The sequence below is a fragment of the Curtobacterium sp. MCBA15_009 genome, from assembly GCF_001864895.1.
Lineage (GTDB): Bacteria > Actinomycetota > Actinomycetes > Actinomycetales > Microbacteriaceae > Curtobacterium.
Map to the genome: position 1 here is coordinate 60,032 of NZ_MJGO01000012.1, position 14,320 is coordinate 74,351.

Here is a 14,320-nt window from a genome sequence, read left to right on the forward strand (position 1 = left end):
TCCGACCGTCCCCGCGCGGGCGGCCGGCACGGACTCGTCGTCAGGACCACTGGTCCCGCAGGGACGGGGGCGTCCTCGTCGCCCCGGAGTCGCGTCGAGCGCGCAGCAGCAGCACGAGCGACTCCGGCGAGTCGACCTCGTGGAGGCGACACGGACCGACGGAACGTGCCCAGTCGGCGGCGAACGCCTCGGCGTCCTCCCGCCGCCGACCGATGCCGGTGGGGACCGCCAGGCAGCGGCTGCGACGGGTGAGCGTCCGAGCCGCCCAGAGCGCGAGCGTGAGCAACGGCGCCCGTCGGAGTCGCGCGCGGTCCCCGCGTCCGGTCTCGAGCAGGAACCGCGGCGTCCGGACCGGACCGAACAGCTCCGCGAGCGCGGTGGTCACCGTTCGGCGGTCTGCGACCGTGCCGCCGACGGCCTCCATGGTGAACGCCACCGGCACTCCGCCGGCCACGGTCGGGGTGACCCTGATGTCGCCGTCCCCGTACGCGGGGACGCGTCCGGCACGGTGCAGGCCGTCCAGCACGACCCGGACGGCACGTCGGTACCCGAGGGCGGTGTCGAGCCGCTGCCGGAGCGCGGTGCCCAACTGGCGCGCGACGGGCCAGGCGACCGCGATCGCGACGACCACGACGGCCACGGTCCCGACGGCGCCGAGGACGGCACCGCCGCGCCACAGTTCCACGAGGACGCGCAGCGACTGGCCCACGACGGCGAGCACGAGCGCCAGGACCGCGCTCATCACAGCGGCCGCGGTGGGCCCGGTGGTGAAGGGAGCCACGTCCGGCTCGCGGAGGACGGTGGCGGTGCTCTCCCGGTCGGCGTACGGTTCACCGATGCGCCAGGCCCGGTGGGTCTGCTCGCGGGGCGGGAGGGCAGCCGCGACGTCGTCGTCGAGTGCCCGGACGGTCTGCCGCCGGTCCTTGCCGACGAGTGCGTCGAGTCGGCGGGCCTGCACGTCGGAGAGTGCGGTCCCGACGCCCCGGACGACCTGGGCGTCGTCCTCGCGGAGGAGTCCCCAGATCTGCTGGTGCTTGCGGTGCATCCGACTGACGTCCGGCGCGGCGAGGAGCGGGACGTCGGCGGGCAGGACCGCGGTGACGGTCCAGTTGTGGGCCACCTTGCGGGGCCAGGCCGGGTCGAGCCGGAGGGTGCGACCGCGGAGCTGCTGCGTGGCGGACGAGGTCGCCACGGCGGTGAGGTCGATCAGGGTGTTCGCCGCGGGGCAGTCCCAGCCCTCTCCGAGCAGTCCGCGCGTCCCGACCACCAGGCGGGTCGTGCCGTCCGTGAGCAGGACCGAGACACCGGCGACGACCGCGGCCGAACCGGTGCCGCCGGTGTCGACCTCGAGGACGTCGGGTCTGTCCGCCGACGGCGAGGCGACCAGCTCGGCGTCGAGCAGGCGTCGCAGGGCGGGCAGGAGGAGGTCGGCGTCGCGGGCGGCGATGCGGAGGTGCTTCGCGGTGACGAGCACGGGCCGGAGTGCGGCGGTGGTCGGGTCGGCGACGACGGTGCCGAACGTCCGGAGCGCACCGGCGCCGCGGCGTCCGCTGCCACGGGCGTTTCCGTGCGTGGCGTGGTCGGTGACGACGACGGCACGGAGGTGGTCCGCGGCGTCCTGTGCGAGTTCGAGTCGGAGGATCTCCGCGACGGCGCCGTCCTTCGCGGACGACGACGCGAGCACGGTGTCCACCGGGTCGCGACCGCGACGCACCCCGCGGTCCGTCAGGGTGAACCCGAAGTCGACGATGGACCGCTTGATGCGCTGCCACTGTTCGGCCCGGTCGGGGTCGGGCAGGAGCCGGTCGAGTGCGTACCGGGCGAGGAGCCGGAGGCGCTGCTCCGCGTCGGGAGCGTTCCGGGCACCGGGGTGCACGAGGGCGAGGAGCGGGTGACCGGGTCGGACCTCGGCGAGCATGCGCGCAGCGGACTCGGCGACCGCGAAGTCGGCGTCGAACGCGCGGGCGAGTCGTGCCTCCGGCGACGCCTGCCCGGGACGTCCTCCGTCGCGCTCGGGGTCGTCGGCCGGCGGTTGCAGGGTGTGCACGAGCCAGTCGGCGCCGTCGGGATCGTCGAACGTCGTGCCCACGAGCGCTTCGAGCCGTTCCTCGTGGTCGCGGAGGAACGCGCGTTCCTCGGCACTGGGTTCGACGAACCAGACGTGGTCGCGGTACGGGGCGAGGTTGCCCTCCTTCACCACGGCCGGGGTGGGGACCTCGTGGTCGACGTCCCCGAGCAGCGCGGTGTAGTTGTCGTGCGCGTCCCGGTCGTCGGTGGACGGCAGGGTCGCGGTCAGTCCGATGAGCAGGGGCTCACGGCCCGACTCCCGAATGCGTGCCGCCAGGTACGCGACGACCAGCGCCCAGTGGTCGAGCAGGTGGTGGCACTCGTCGAGGACGATCGTCTCGACACCGTGCGCGACGAGGCGGTCGACGAGGGCGCGCGCGTTCGGGTGGAGGGCGGCCTCGAGGAGCGCGGGGTCCTCGCGGGCGAGTCGTCGGCGGACGGCACGGGAGCGCCGCGCGATGCCCGTCCGGTACGCCGTCGGGTTCGCGGTCTCGAGGTCGGCGAGCCACACCGCCGCAGCCTGTTCGTCCCGGCCGCCCTCGACGAGTTCGCGGCGCCAGTCCGCGGCGGCGACGTCCGTGAGCGGGTTCCCCGTCTCGAGCACCGAGAGCATCTGGTAGGTCAGCGCGGTCAGGTCCCCGAGGTGCGCGGGGTCCTCGGAGACCGAGACCGACCGGCTGCCGTCGGAGGTGTCGAGGGCGGCCGCCGAGGCGGCCCACTGGGCGCGGATCGTCGCGGTCGGAGCGAGTGCGACGGCGCGCGCCCCGTGCCGTCCGGCGAGCAGGAGACCGAGCAGGGTCTTGCCCGACCCCGGCGGTGCGACCACGTGCACGGGGTCGCCCGGCACGACCGGCACCCGCTCGAGCACGTCCGCCTGGTAGCGCCGCAGCTTCCCCCGGTAGCGCCAGCCCGTGAGCGGACCGCGCCGTTCCCCCGTCGTCACTCCCCGAGTCTCCCACGGGTCGCGCCGGACTCCCCGCGCGGCCCCGGGACACCGCATCCGGTCGGCGGTCGGTCGTCCCACGTGCGCGTTCTGCGGATCGACCGCGAACCGGCTGGGAGCGAGGTGGGTACGGTCGCACCCACCACGATCAGGGAGACCACCATGTCCGATGTCACCACGTCCACCAACCGCTACGCCGGCTCGAGCATCCAGAAGGTCGCGCTCGTCGTCGGCATCGTGTTCCTGCTCGTCGGGATCGCCGGCTTCGTGCCCGGCCTGACCTCCGGGTCGCTCGCGGGCGCCGGCCACGACTCGATGGCGATGCTGCTCGGGATCTTCCAGGTCTCGGTGCTGCACAACATCGTGCACCTGCTGTTCGGTGTCGTCGGGCTGGCGGCCGCCGGTCGCGCCTCCGGGTCGCGCATGTACCTGGTGATCGGCGGGATCGTCTACTTCGTGCTCTGGATCTACGGGCTCTTCACCGCCGGTCACTCCTCCGGTGCGAACTTCGTGCCGCTCAACAACGCCGACAACTGGCTGCACCTCGTGCTCGCCGTCGGCATGGTCGCGCTCGGCATCGTGTTCCCGCGCATCCGGCAGCGCCCGGTCGGCGCCTGACGGCCGAACGAACGACACGACCCCGGGGCGCGCGCTCCGGGGTCGTGGTGTGTCCGGGGCCCGGCCACGGTGCCGGCCGGGCGGGGCGGCCGCCGGCGGTGCGGCCTCCGCGCCGACCTTCCACGACGTGATCGTTGTCGCACGACGTCGAGGACGTCGCACGACGTCGACGACCGGAGTGTGCGCCGCGGGCATCGCCTCGGCGCCGACGCTCCACGACGTGATCGCTGTCGCACGACGTCGATGTCGTCGATCGGCAACGCCCAACCCGAGCAGCGCCCACCCCGGCGCGCCCGCCAGCGTCAGACCTCGGTGAAGGGCTCCGCGTCGTCGAGCCGGGCCCGCAGCGCCGGTGCCGCACGTCGGCGGTTGCCACCGGGCAGCACCCGCCGGGTCGACGACCGGCGGATGACCTCGGCCTTGAGCGTCGCCGCCACCTCGGCGCCGTGTGCGTACGGGAAGCGCACGATCACCCGGACCGAGCCCGGCAGGGCGTCGTCCTCGACGGGCACCGGCCCGAGGACCGGACCGGCGGTGAGCCCCTCGAGCGCCTCGACCGCTGCGGTGACGGCCTGGTCGGTGCCGGTCAGCGTCGCCACCCGGACGGCGGGCGGGAAGTGCAGCTCGCGCCGGTCGGTCAGCTCGTCGTGCGCGGGGCCGTCGAGCCGCCACAGCGCCATCGCCGTCGCGAGCTTGCCGCCGATGCCCACCAGGTAGACCTCGGCGCCCGGTGCGCCCTTCGCCGCGGCGTCGGTCCAGAAGCGCAGGACGTCCTCCTGCACGCGCAGGCCTTCACGCGCGAGCATCTTCTCGCCGTCGAGCAGGAGCACACAGGCGTACCCGCCCGCGACGCTCGGTTCGGCCCCGCGGGTCGCGACCACGACGGACGGCTTCGCGGGGACCTCGTCGAGCGGTCGGGAACCGTCCGCCACGACGATCCGGGTGCCGGGGAAGGCGCGGCCGAGCTCGTCGGCGGTGCGCTGGGCGCCCTGGCCGACCGGCTTCACCGTGCCGTTGCCACAGGTCGGGCACCGGAAGCCCACGGCGAGGGCACCGCAGAACCGGCACTGCGGCGTGGCACCGCGGTGCGGGCTGCCGAGCGGTCCCCCGCACACCCGGCAGTGCGCGCGCTCCCCGCACTCCGCGCAGACCAGGCCGGTGCCGAAGCCCGGGCTCGCCACCTGCACCAGGACCGGGCCGTGCTGGCTCGCCTCGCGGGCAGCCCGCCACGCCGAGCTCGGGATCCGTGCCTGGGCCGCGTAGCCGTCGGCGCCGGTCTGCTGCAGGGTCGGGATCACCTTCGGCGTCTTCGCCCGGTACGGGGTGACCTCCTGCAGCCAGTGCAGTTCGACGAGCCGCTGGACGTCGGTGCTCCGGGCGTGCGACAGGAACAGCAGCGCCGCCCCGGACTGCGCCGCGCGCACCAGGGCGACGTCCCGCGTGTGCACGTACGGCGCCCGGGGCTCGGCGAACGAGGCGTCGCCGTCGTCCCACATCGCGATGAGGCCGAGGGTCGTCGCCGGCGCGTACACGGCGGTGCGGTTGCCGATCGCGACGACCGCGTGCGACCGGGCCTGCAGCAGGGCCTTCGCCCGCTGCCCGTTCGTCTGCTTCGCGTCGAACCGCACGACGCGTTCGGCGGGGAGCACGGCGAGCAGCGCGCGCTCGAGGTCGCCGACGTCACGGAAGTCCGGGACGGCGATGACCGCCGACTCCTCGGCTGCGAGGGCGTGCGCGGCCGCCTGCGCGAGCGTCGCGGCCCACCCGGGCACCCAGACGGGCGCGGACTCCGGACCGAGTGCGACCGGGTGCGGCACCGCGGCGACGGCGGCACGGCCGTGCTCGGCGACGACGCCCTCGAGCACGCCGTCGGTGTACCCGGTGACCGCTGGCGGGGTGACCGCGGGTGGTGTCCACGTGGTGTCGCGGGCGAGCCACGCCTTCTCGGCGCGGACCTGACGGGTCGGGACGGCGAGCCGGAGCACGTCCGAGGCGACCCCGGCGGCGCGGTCGGCCACGGCGCGGGCGAGGGTCCAGATCTCGGGCGCCAGGACCGGCACCGGGGACAGGACCGCCTCGACCTGACTGAGCTCGCCCGGGTACTCACCTTCGCTGACGATCTCGACGACGTACCCGTCGGACATCCGGGCGCCGGTGCGCAGCGGCACCTTCACCCGGACCCCCGCGACGCAGTCGTCCTCGAGCTCGGCCGGCACCCGGTAGTCGAACAGTCGGTCCAACTGCGGGAGCGGCGAGTCGAGGACGACCCGCGCGACGGTGGTCACGCGGTCGCCTCAGACGGCGGCGGTGACGAGCCCTGCTGCGGCGCGGAGTTCCTCGACACGGTCGAGCTGCTCCCAGGTGAACCCGGGGAGCTCGCGACCGAAGTGGCCGTAGGTCGCGGTCTGCGCGTAGCGCGGCTTGAGCAGGTCGAGGTCGCGGATGATCGCGGCGGGACGCAGGTCGAAGACCTGGCGGATCGCTGCCTCGATCGTGGCGTCGTCGACGTGCCCGGTGCCGAAGGTCTCGACGTACAGGCCGACGGGCTTCGCGCGCCCGATGGCGTAGGCGACCTGCACCTCGAGGCGGTCCGCGAGTCCGGCCGCGACGGCGTTCTTCGCGACCCAGCGCAGGGCGTAGGCGGCCGAGCGGTCGACCTTCGACGGGTCCTTGCCGCTGAACGCGCCACCGCCGTGCCGCGAGGCGCCGCCGTAGGTGTCGACGATGACCTTGCGTCCGGTCAGGCCGGCGTCGCCCTGGGGGCCGCCGATCTCGAACCGGCCGGTCGGGTTGACGATGACGTCGACGTGGGACGAGTCGAGGTCGACCAGGTCGAGGACCGGGCGGATGACGTGCTCGGTGATGTCGGCGGTCAGCTGGTCGAGCGTGACGGTCGGGGCGTGCTGCGTGGAGAGCACGACGGTCTCGACGGTCTTCGGCACGACGCCGTCGTAACCGATGGTGACCTGGGTCTTGCCGTCGGGGCGCAGGAAGGGCAGCTCGCCGGACTTGCGGACGGCGGCGAGGCGCTCGGCCAGCCGGTGCGCCAGCCAGATCGCGACCGGCATGTACTCGGGCGTCTCGTTCGTGGCGAAGCCGAACATGATGCCCTGGTCGCCCGCACCCTGGCGGTCGAGCGGGTCGACACCGGCGCCGCTGCGTGAGTCGAGCGACTCGTCGACGCCCTGCGCGATGTCGGGCGACTGCGCGCCGATCGAGACCTCGACGCCGCAGGTACGGCCGTCGAAGGAGACGTCGGACGAGTTGTAGCCGATGCCCGTGATGACGTCACGGACGAGCTTGGGGATCTCGACGTAGCCCGAGGTGGTGACCTCGCCGGCGACGTGCACGAGGCCCGTCGTGACCATCGTCTCGACGGCGACCCGGGCGTTCGGGTCGACCGCGAGCAGCGCGTCGAGGATGCTGTCCGAGATCTGGTCGCAGATCTTGTCGGGGTGCCCCTCGGTCACCGACTCGGACGTGAAGAGGCGCAGCGGAGCGTTGGTCACCGGGATCAGTCGGTGGGCTGCTGCTGCTTGGTGACGGTGAGCTTGTCCTCGTTGATCTCGTGGAGCGCGACGGACAGCGGCTTGTCGTCGATCGTCGAGTCGACGAGCGGGCCCACGTTGTCGAAGAGCGAGCCCTCGTGCAGGTCGGCGTAGTAGTCGTTGATCTGCCGCGCACGCTTCGACGCGAAGATGACCAGCGCGTACTTCGACTCGACCTTGCTGAGCAGGTCGTCGATGGGCGGGTCGATGATGCCCTGGGGGTTGGCCATGGTGTCTCCTGTCGACTGCGGATGTCGTGGGCGGGTGTCCTGCGCGCGGACCGCGAGGGCCCCGGCACGCACGCGCACCCGTGCACCCGTCAGGGCGCAGAGAACAAGTCTACGACCTCGCGTGCCGCCGTGCTGACATCCGAGTTCACGATCCGCACGTCGAACTCGTCCTGCGCGGCCAGTTCGACCTTCGCGGTCTCGAGACGGCGGGCCTGTTCCTCGGCCGACTCGGTCCCCCGGCCGATGAGCCGACGCACGAGTTCGTCCCAGGTGGGAGGCAGCAGGAACACCAGGACGGCCTCGGGCATCGCGTCGCGGACCTGTCGCGCGCCCTGCAGGTCGATCTCGAGCATGACCTTCTCGCCGGCGTCGAGCGCGCGGTCGATCGGCGGCCGCGGGGTGCCGTAGCGGTACGAGTTGTGCACCGTGGCCCACTCGAGCAGCTCGCGGTCGCGGATCATCCGGTCGAACTCGTCGTCGTCGACGAAGTAGTAGTGCACCCCGTCGACCTCGCCGGGGCGCGGCTTCCGGGTGGTCGCGGACACGCTCAGCTCGACGTCCGGGTACTGCTCACGGATGTGGGCACTGACCGTGCCCTTGCCGACGGCGGTCGGTCCGGCGAGCACGACGAGCTTCGACGCACCGCGCCGGCGCCCGCGTGCGGCGAGCCAGTCCGCCAGGGCGGTGCGCTGCCGGGAGCCGAGGCCGCCCAGGCGCTTCGACGGCGCGATGCGCAGCTCCCCCATGACCGCCTCGGCGCGCGCCGGCCCGATGCCGGACAGGCTCGTCAGCAGGTCGCGGACCCGCAGCGAGCGTTCCGCCGAGGTCGACTCGACGAGCTCGTCGGCCCACGCGGACCGGGCGACCTCGAGGGCGGAGCGCTCCCCCGACGCGATCGCGGCCTTCACCGCTGCCCGGGCGCGTCGCGCCGCCACCGCGGCCTGCGCGGCGGCGGCCCGGTCGACCTCGGGCGGGTTGCGGTGGGCGGGCTTGTCGTCGCGGTCCGACGTCATGCGACTGCCCCCAGTGCGGCCTCGATCCGGTCGGCGCGGTCGGCGACGAGGGCGGCGACGCCCTCGGGGCCGCCGGTGAGCAGCCCGCGGGACTCGCTCACGAGCACCTGCTCGGCGCGGGCGCCGTACAGCGCGCGGAGGTCCTCGATCCGCGCACCCTGGGCACCGAAGCCCGGAGCGAGCACCGGCGCGGAGCCGATGGCGTCCGCGTCGATGCCGAAGTCGTCGAGGTGAAGGGTCGCGCCGAGCACGAGCCCGACGTCCCCGAGGGCGTGGTCGCCCGCGGTCCGGTTGTCGTCTGCCACGTCCAAGACGATACCGGCAGCCACGCTGCGGCCCGCGCGCGGCCCCTCGGCGAGCACGGCGGTCTGCAGCACCCGGGCCTCGGGGTTGCTCGTCGCGGCGAGGACGAAGACGCCCGCACCGTTCCGGCGTGCCACGGCCACCGTGCCGGCGAGCGAGCCGTAGCCGAGGTAGGGCGACACCGTCATCGCGTCGGCCGCGAACGGCCCGTCGCGGTCGAGCCACGCGAGCGCGTAGTCGTCACCGGTGGTCCCGATGTCGCCCCGCTTCACGTCGGCGACGACCAGGAGGCCCGCATCGCGTGCCCGACGGATCGTCGCGTCGAGCGCGCGGTACCCCGCCACCCCCGCAGCCTCGAAGAACGCGACTTGCGGCTTCACGATCGCCGCGCGGCCGGCGGCCGCGTCGACCAGGGCCGCACCGAACGCGGTGAGGCCCTGCTCGTCGCGGCCGAGCCCCCACGCCGCCAGGGTGGCGGCGTGGGGGTCGATGCCGACGCAGAGGGGTGAACGCGACCCGATGGCGGCCGCGAGCCGGTCGCCGAAGGAGGCCGGGCCTCCCACGCGGGTGGTCACGCTCACCAGGTCGCGCGCTCGAGCGCGTAGTCCTGCAGGCTGCGGACGTTGAGCGGCGAGCCGATCGTCTCGATCGCCGCGACGGCCGCACCGATCTGCGCGATCGTCGTGAACAGCGGCTTGTCCGCCGCGACCGTGGCCGCACGGATCTCGTACCCGTCCGCACGACCGGCGGCACCCGACGGCGTGTTGATGACGATGTCGACCTCACCCGTGGCGAGCAGGTCGACGACGCTCTCGCCGCCCTGGCTGTACTTGCCGACGATCCCGACCTCGATGCCGTTGCGGCGGAGGATCTCCGCCGTGCCCTCGGTCGCGATGATCGTGAAGCCGAGCTGCTGCAGGCGGTGCACCGGCAGCACGATCGCGCGCTTGTCGGTGTCGGCGACGCTCACGAAGACCGTGCCGCTGGTCGGCAGGCCGCCGTACGCGGCGTCCTGCGACTTGAGGAACGCCCGCGGGAAGTCGCGGTCGATGCCCATGACCTCACCGGTGGAGCGCATCTCGGGGCTGAGCACCGAGTCGACGACCTGTCCCTCGCGGGTGCGGAAGCGACGGAAGGGCAGCACGGCCTCCTTCACGGCGACCGGCGACTGGGCGGGCACGAAGGCGCCGTCGCGCTCGGGCAGCATGCCCTCGGCGACGAGCTCGGCGACCGTGGAGCCGGTCATGATGCGGGACGCGGCCTTCGCCAGCGGGATGCCGAGCGCCTTCGAGACGAAGGGCACCGTGCGGCTGGCGCGCGGGTTCGCCTCGAGGACGTAGAGCACGCCGGCGCCGATGGCGAACTGGACGTTGAGCAGGCCCTGCACGCCGATGCCGCGGGCGATCTTCTCGGTCGCGTCGACGACGCCCTGGATCTCCGCGCGGCCGAGGCCGACCGGGGGCAGGGTGCAGGCCGAGTCGCCGGAGTGGATGCCGGCCTCTTCGAGGTGCTCCATGATGCCGCCGATGTAGAGCCGCTCACCGTCGAAGAGCGCGTCGACGTCGATCTCCACGGCGTCGTCGAGGAACCGGTCGACCAGCAGCGGGAGCTCCGGGCCGATGATCGCCTGGTCGGCCATCCGGTCGAAGTAGTCCGCGAGCGAGGCCGTGTCGTACAGGATCTCCATGCCGCGGCCGCCGAGCACGAACGACGGGCGGACGAGGACGGGGTAGCCGATCTCCTCGGCCACCGTGGTCGCGCTCGCCAGGTCGTGGGCCGTGCCGTTCCGCGGGGCGAGCAGACCGGCCGCGTCGAGGATGGCGGAGAACTGTCCGCGCTCCTCGGCCGAGTCGATGGCGCTCGGGCTGGTGCCGAGGATCGGGATGCCCGCGGCCTCGAGCGGCTTCGCCAGGCCCAGCGCGGTCTGGCCGCCGAGCTGCACGACCACGCCCACGAGCTCGCCGGACGCCGCCTCGGCCTCGATGACCTCGAGGACGTCCTCGGCGGTCAGCGGCTCGAAGTACAGGCGGTCCGAGGTGTCGTAGTCGGTCGACACGGTCTCGGGGTTGCAGTTGATCATGATCGTCTCGAACCCGGCGGCGCTCAGCGCGAACGACGCGTGCACGCACGAGTAGTCGAACTCGACGCCCTGCCCGATGCGGTTCGGGCCGGAGCCGAGGATGACGACCTTCTTGCGGTCGCTCGGGGCGACCTCGGTCTCGGTGTCGTACGACGAGTAGTGGTACGGCGTCAGGGCCGGGAACTCGCCGGCGCAGGTGTCGACGGTCTTGAAGACGGGCCGGATGCCCTGTTCGTGTCGGGTCGCCCGGACCTCGGCCTCCGTCGAGCCGCGCAGCGACGCGATCTGGACGTCGCTGAAGCCGTGCTCCTTCGCCCAGCGCAGGGTGTCCGCGTCGAGGGTCTCGGCGGCACGGATCTCGTCGGCGACCTCGTTGATGAGCACGATCTGGTCGATGAACCAGGGATCGATCTTCGTGGCCTCGAAGACCTCGTCCGCGGTGGCACCCGCCACCAGGGCCTGCTGCACCGTGACGATGCGGCCGTCGGTCGGCACCTGGGCCTTCGTCAGCAGGGCGTCCTTGTCGAGCTCCGCCGCCGGGGTGTCCCAGTGGAAGCTCGACCCGCGCTTCTCGAGCGAGCGCAGCGACTTCTGCAGTGCGGTGGCGTAGTTCCGGCCGATGGCCATCGCCTCGCCGACGCTCTTCATCGTCGTGGTCAGCGTGGCGTCGGCGGCCGGGAACTTCTCGAACGCGAACCGCGGGGTCTTCACGACCACGTAGTCGAGCGTCGGCTCGAAGCTCGCCGGGGTGACGCGGGTGATGTCGTTCTCGATCTCGTCCAGGCGGTAGCCGATGGCGAGCTTCGCGGCGATCTTCGCGATCGGGAAGCCCGTGGCCTTCGACGCGAGGGCCGACGAGCGGGACACGCGGGGGTTCATCTCGATGACGATGACGCGGCCGTTCGACGGGTCGACGGCGAACTGGATGTTGCAGCCACCGGTGTCGACGCCGACGCGACGGATGATGTCGATGCCGATGTTCCGCATGTTCTGGTACTCGCGGTCGGTCAGGGTCAGCGCGGGGGCGACCGTGATCGAGTCACCGGTGTGCACGCCGACCGGGTCGACGTTCTCGATGGAGCAGATGACGACGGTGTTGTCGTAGTTGTCGCGCATCAGCTCGAGCTCGTACTCCTTCCAGCCGAGGATGGACTCCTCGAGCAGGACCTCGGTCGTCGGGCTGGACTGCAGCCCGTCGCCGACGAAGCGGACGAGTTCTTCCTCGTTGTAGGCGAAGCCCGAGCCGAGGCCGCCCATGGTGAAGGACGGGCGGACGACCAGCGGGTACCCGAGGTCCTCCGCGAACTCCTTCGCTTCTTCCAGCGTGTGCGCGATGTGGCTGCGGGCGACGTCGGCGCCGGACTCGAGCACGAGCTCCTTGAAGAGCTGGCGGTCCTCGCCGCGCTGGATCGCCTCGACCTTGGCGCCGATGAGCTCGACGCCGTGCTTGGCCAGGATGCCGGCCTCGTCGAGCGCGATGGCCGCGTTCAGGGCGGTCTGCCCGCCGAGGGTCGGCAGGACGGCGTCCGGCTTCTCGATGCGGATGATCTCCTCGAGCGACGCGTTCGTGATCGGCTCGATGTACGTCGCGTCCGCGAAGTCGGGGTCGGTCATGATCGTCGCCGGGTTCGGGTTGACCAGGATGACCCGGACGCCCTCGGCCCGGAGGACACGGCAGGCCTGGGTGCCGGAGTAGTCGAACTCGGCGGCCTGCCCGATGACGATCGGGCCGGAACCGATGACCAGGACGGAGTTGATGTCTGCGCGCTTCGGCATCAGTTGGCTTCCTTCGTGACGTCTGCTGCAGGGGTGGTCGCGGTGGCGGTGGCCGGGTCGAGCGGCTGCCCGTCGCGACGCTCGCGCACCATGTCCGCGAACCGGTCGAAGAGGTACATGCTGTCGTGCGGTCCGGCGGCGGCCTCGGGGTGGTACTGCACGCTGAACGCTGGCACGTCGAGCGCGCGGAGGCCCTCGACGACGTTGTCGTTGAGCGAGTAGTGCGAGACCTCGACGCGGCCGAAACCGGCCGGCGACTCGAGGACCTCGCCGAGGGGCGCGTCCACCGCGAAGCCGTGGTTCTGGCTCGTGATCTCGACCTTGCCCGTCGTGGTGTCGAGCACCGGCTGGTTGATGCCGCGGTGGCCGAAGGGCAGCTTGTACGTGCCGAAGCCGAGGGCACGGCCGAGCAGCTGGTTGCCGAAGCAGATGCCGAAGAACGGACGGCCGCTCCGCAGCGACTCCTGCAGCAGCTCCACCTGCGCGTCGCTCGCGGCGGGGTCGCCGGGGCCGTTCGAGTAGAACAGGGCGTCCGGCGCCAGGGCCTCCAGCGACTCGGCGGAGATGTCCTGCGGCACCACGTGCACCTCGAAGCCGCGGGCGGCGAGGTACCGGGTGGTCGAGGCCTTCACGCCGAGGTCGAGCACGGCCAGGGTGCCGATCTGCTCGCCGACGGCCGGGACGACGTAGGTCTCGGGGGTCGACACGACCGACGAGAAGCTCGCCCCGGCCATGCCGGCCTGGTCACGCACGAGCTGCTCCTGCTCGGAGGCCGGCAGTGCCGCGTCCGCACCGCTGAACACGCCGCCCTTCATGGCGCCGGCGTCGCGGATGCGCCGGGTGAGGGCACGGGTGTCGATGCCGGAGATGCCGACGATGCCGTCGCGCACCAGGTGGTCGTCGAGCGTGGCGTTCGCGCGGTGGTTCGACACCACGCGGCTGGGGTCGCGCACCACGTACCCGGCGACCCAGATGCGACGGGACTCGGGGTCCTCGTCGTTCACCCCGGTGTTGCCGATGTGCGGTGCGGTCTGCACCACGATCTGCCCGGCGTAGGAGGGGTCGGTCAGCGTCTCCTGGTACCCGGTCATGCCGGTCGCGAAGACCACCTCGCCGAGCGTGCGCCCACGGGCGCCGTAGGCCCAGCCGTCGTACCGGGTGCCGTCTTCGAGGACCAGTACGGCCCGTTCGCGTGTCATGAGTTAGTCCCTTCGCCCGCGGTCTGCGGGGGTTCGTGCTTCGTCGACAGTCCCTGCATGGCGACGAGCGCTGCTGCGTCGCCCTCCGGGAACCGGAAGTAGGTGTCGAGGTCCGACGCGCCCGCGGCGCCGGTCGCCGTCCATCGCAGACGGACCAGTCCCCCGGGCTCGACCACGCGGTCGATCGCCCACGTCGCGCGGTCCGCACCGCGGACCGCCGCCGCCGCGATCCACCGATCCGGGGTGCCGGCGTGGTGGAGCACCACACCGGTGTCGTGGACGGTGACCCCGCCGCGGCCGCGGAACCCGAGCCCGCCGGCCGTCATCCGCTCGAGCGGCTGGTCGGCGCGGGTCGTCGCGACGGTGAAGCCGTCCCACGACCCGGCCGCCGGTCCGACGTCGGTCGGCACCGGGACGGGAGGCACGGCCTCCGTCTGCTTCCTCGCCCGCGTCCGCCAGGTGCGCGCCATGGCGACGAACAGTGCGGCGACGAGGACGAGGACGATCCCGCCGACGAGCCAGCGCAGGGCGTCGGCGCTCATG

At 72.9% G+C, this 14,320-nt stretch carries 10 protein-coding genes; 1 reads left to right on the plus strand and 9 read right to left on the minus strand.

Annotated features, from left to right (window positions below; genetic code table 11):
* Positions 1-40: 40 nt before the first annotated feature.
* Positions 41-3,010: a DEAD/DEAH box helicase family protein gene (locus tag BIU97_RS04240; RefSeq protein ID WP_071255764.1), complete on the minus strand. Its 2,970-nt coding sequence runs from the start codon at positions 3,008-3,010 to the stop codon at positions 41-43.
* Positions 3,011-3,172: 162 nt separating this feature from the next.
* Between BIU97_RS04240 and BIU97_RS04245 the strand changes: the two genes are divergently transcribed.
* Positions 3,173-3,628 carry a DUF4383 domain-containing protein gene (locus BIU97_RS04245; protein ID WP_139195890.1) on the plus strand — a complete coding sequence of 152 codons (456 nt, stop codon included), beginning with the start codon at positions 3,173-3,175 and terminating at the stop codon, positions 3,626-3,628.
* A 302-nt stretch (positions 3,629-3,930) separates the two neighbouring features.
* Here the strand turns inward: BIU97_RS04245 and BIU97_RS04250 are convergent, their stop codons facing one another.
* The 8 genes from BIU97_RS04250 to BIU97_RS04285 all read right to left on the minus strand — a co-directional run bounded on the left by BIU97_RS04250 (position 3,931) and on the right by BIU97_RS04285 (position 14,319).
* Entirely contained in the window at positions 3,931-5,913 is a 1,983-nt protein-coding gene (locus BIU97_RS04250; protein WP_071255768.1) for a hypothetical protein, read from the minus strand.
* Positions 5,914-5,922: 9 nt separating this feature from the next.
* Positions 5,923-7,137, minus strand: a complete 1,215-nt coding sequence (gene metK / locus BIU97_RS04255) for a methionine adenosyltransferase (RefSeq protein ID WP_111040525.1) — start codon at positions 7,135-7,137, stop codon at positions 5,923-5,925.
* 5 nt (positions 7,138-7,142) lie between these two features.
* Positions 7,143-7,406 (minus strand): DNA-directed RNA polymerase subunit omega, encoded by a 264-nt coding sequence (gene rpoZ, locus BIU97_RS04260; protein ID WP_017887186.1) that lies wholly within the window; start codon positions 7,404-7,406, stop codon positions 7,143-7,145.
* A gap of 89 nt (positions 7,407-7,495) precedes the next feature.
* A complete protein-coding gene (gene gmk / locus BIU97_RS04265) occupies positions 7,496-8,419 on the minus strand; it encodes a guanylate kinase (RefSeq protein ID WP_071255773.1) in 924 nt (307 codons plus the stop codon).
* Positions 8,416-9,297: an orotidine-5'-phosphate decarboxylase gene (gene pyrF, locus BIU97_RS04270; RefSeq protein ID WP_254782893.1), complete on the minus strand. Its 882-nt coding sequence runs from the start codon at positions 9,295-9,297 to the stop codon at positions 8,416-8,418. The genes gmk and pyrF overlap by 4 nt, the downstream gene beginning before the upstream one ends.
* A gap of 2 nt (positions 9,298-9,299) precedes the next feature.
* Positions 9,300-12,578: a carbamoyl-phosphate synthase large subunit gene (gene carB, locus BIU97_RS04275; protein ID WP_071255776.1), complete on the minus strand. Its 3,279-nt coding sequence runs from the start codon at positions 12,576-12,578 to the stop codon at positions 9,300-9,302.
* Positions 12,578-13,777 carry a glutamine-hydrolyzing carbamoyl-phosphate synthase small subunit gene (gene carA / locus BIU97_RS04280; RefSeq protein WP_071255778.1) on the minus strand — a complete coding sequence of 400 codons (1,200 nt, stop codon included), beginning with the start codon at positions 13,775-13,777 and terminating at the stop codon, positions 12,578-12,580. Before carA ends, carB begins: the two co-directional genes overlap by 1 nt.
* Positions 13,774-14,319, minus strand: coding sequence for a PH-like domain-containing protein (locus tag BIU97_RS04285; RefSeq protein ID WP_071255780.1), 546 nt, complete (start codon positions 14,317-14,319; stop codon positions 13,774-13,776). The genes carA and BIU97_RS04285 overlap by 4 nt, the downstream gene beginning before the upstream one ends.
* Position 14,320 lies beyond the last annotated feature (1 nt).

Coding starts and splice junctions, on each gene's coding strand:
- carA (WP_071255778.1), bottom strand. CDS start 13,777: ATGACACGCGAACGGGCCGTACTGGTCCTCGAAGACGGCACCCGGTAC.
- carB (WP_071255776.1), bottom strand. CDS start 12,578: ATGCCGAAGCGCGCAGACATCAACTCCGTCCTGGTCATCGGTTCCGGC.
- BIU97_RS04245 (WP_139195890.1), top strand. CDS start 3,173: ATGTCCGATGTCACCACGTCCACCAACCGCTACGCCGGCTCGAGCATC.
- BIU97_RS04285 (WP_071255780.1), bottom strand. CDS start 14,319: ATGAGCGCCGACGCCCTGCGCTGGCTCGTCGGCGGGATCGTCCTCGTC.
- gmk (WP_071255773.1), bottom strand. CDS start 8,419: ATGACGTCGGACCGCGACGACAAGCCCGCCCACCGCAACCCGCCCGAG.
- rpoZ (WP_017887186.1), bottom strand. CDS start 7,406: ATGGCCAACCCCCAGGGCATCATCGACCCGCCCATCGACGACCTGCTC.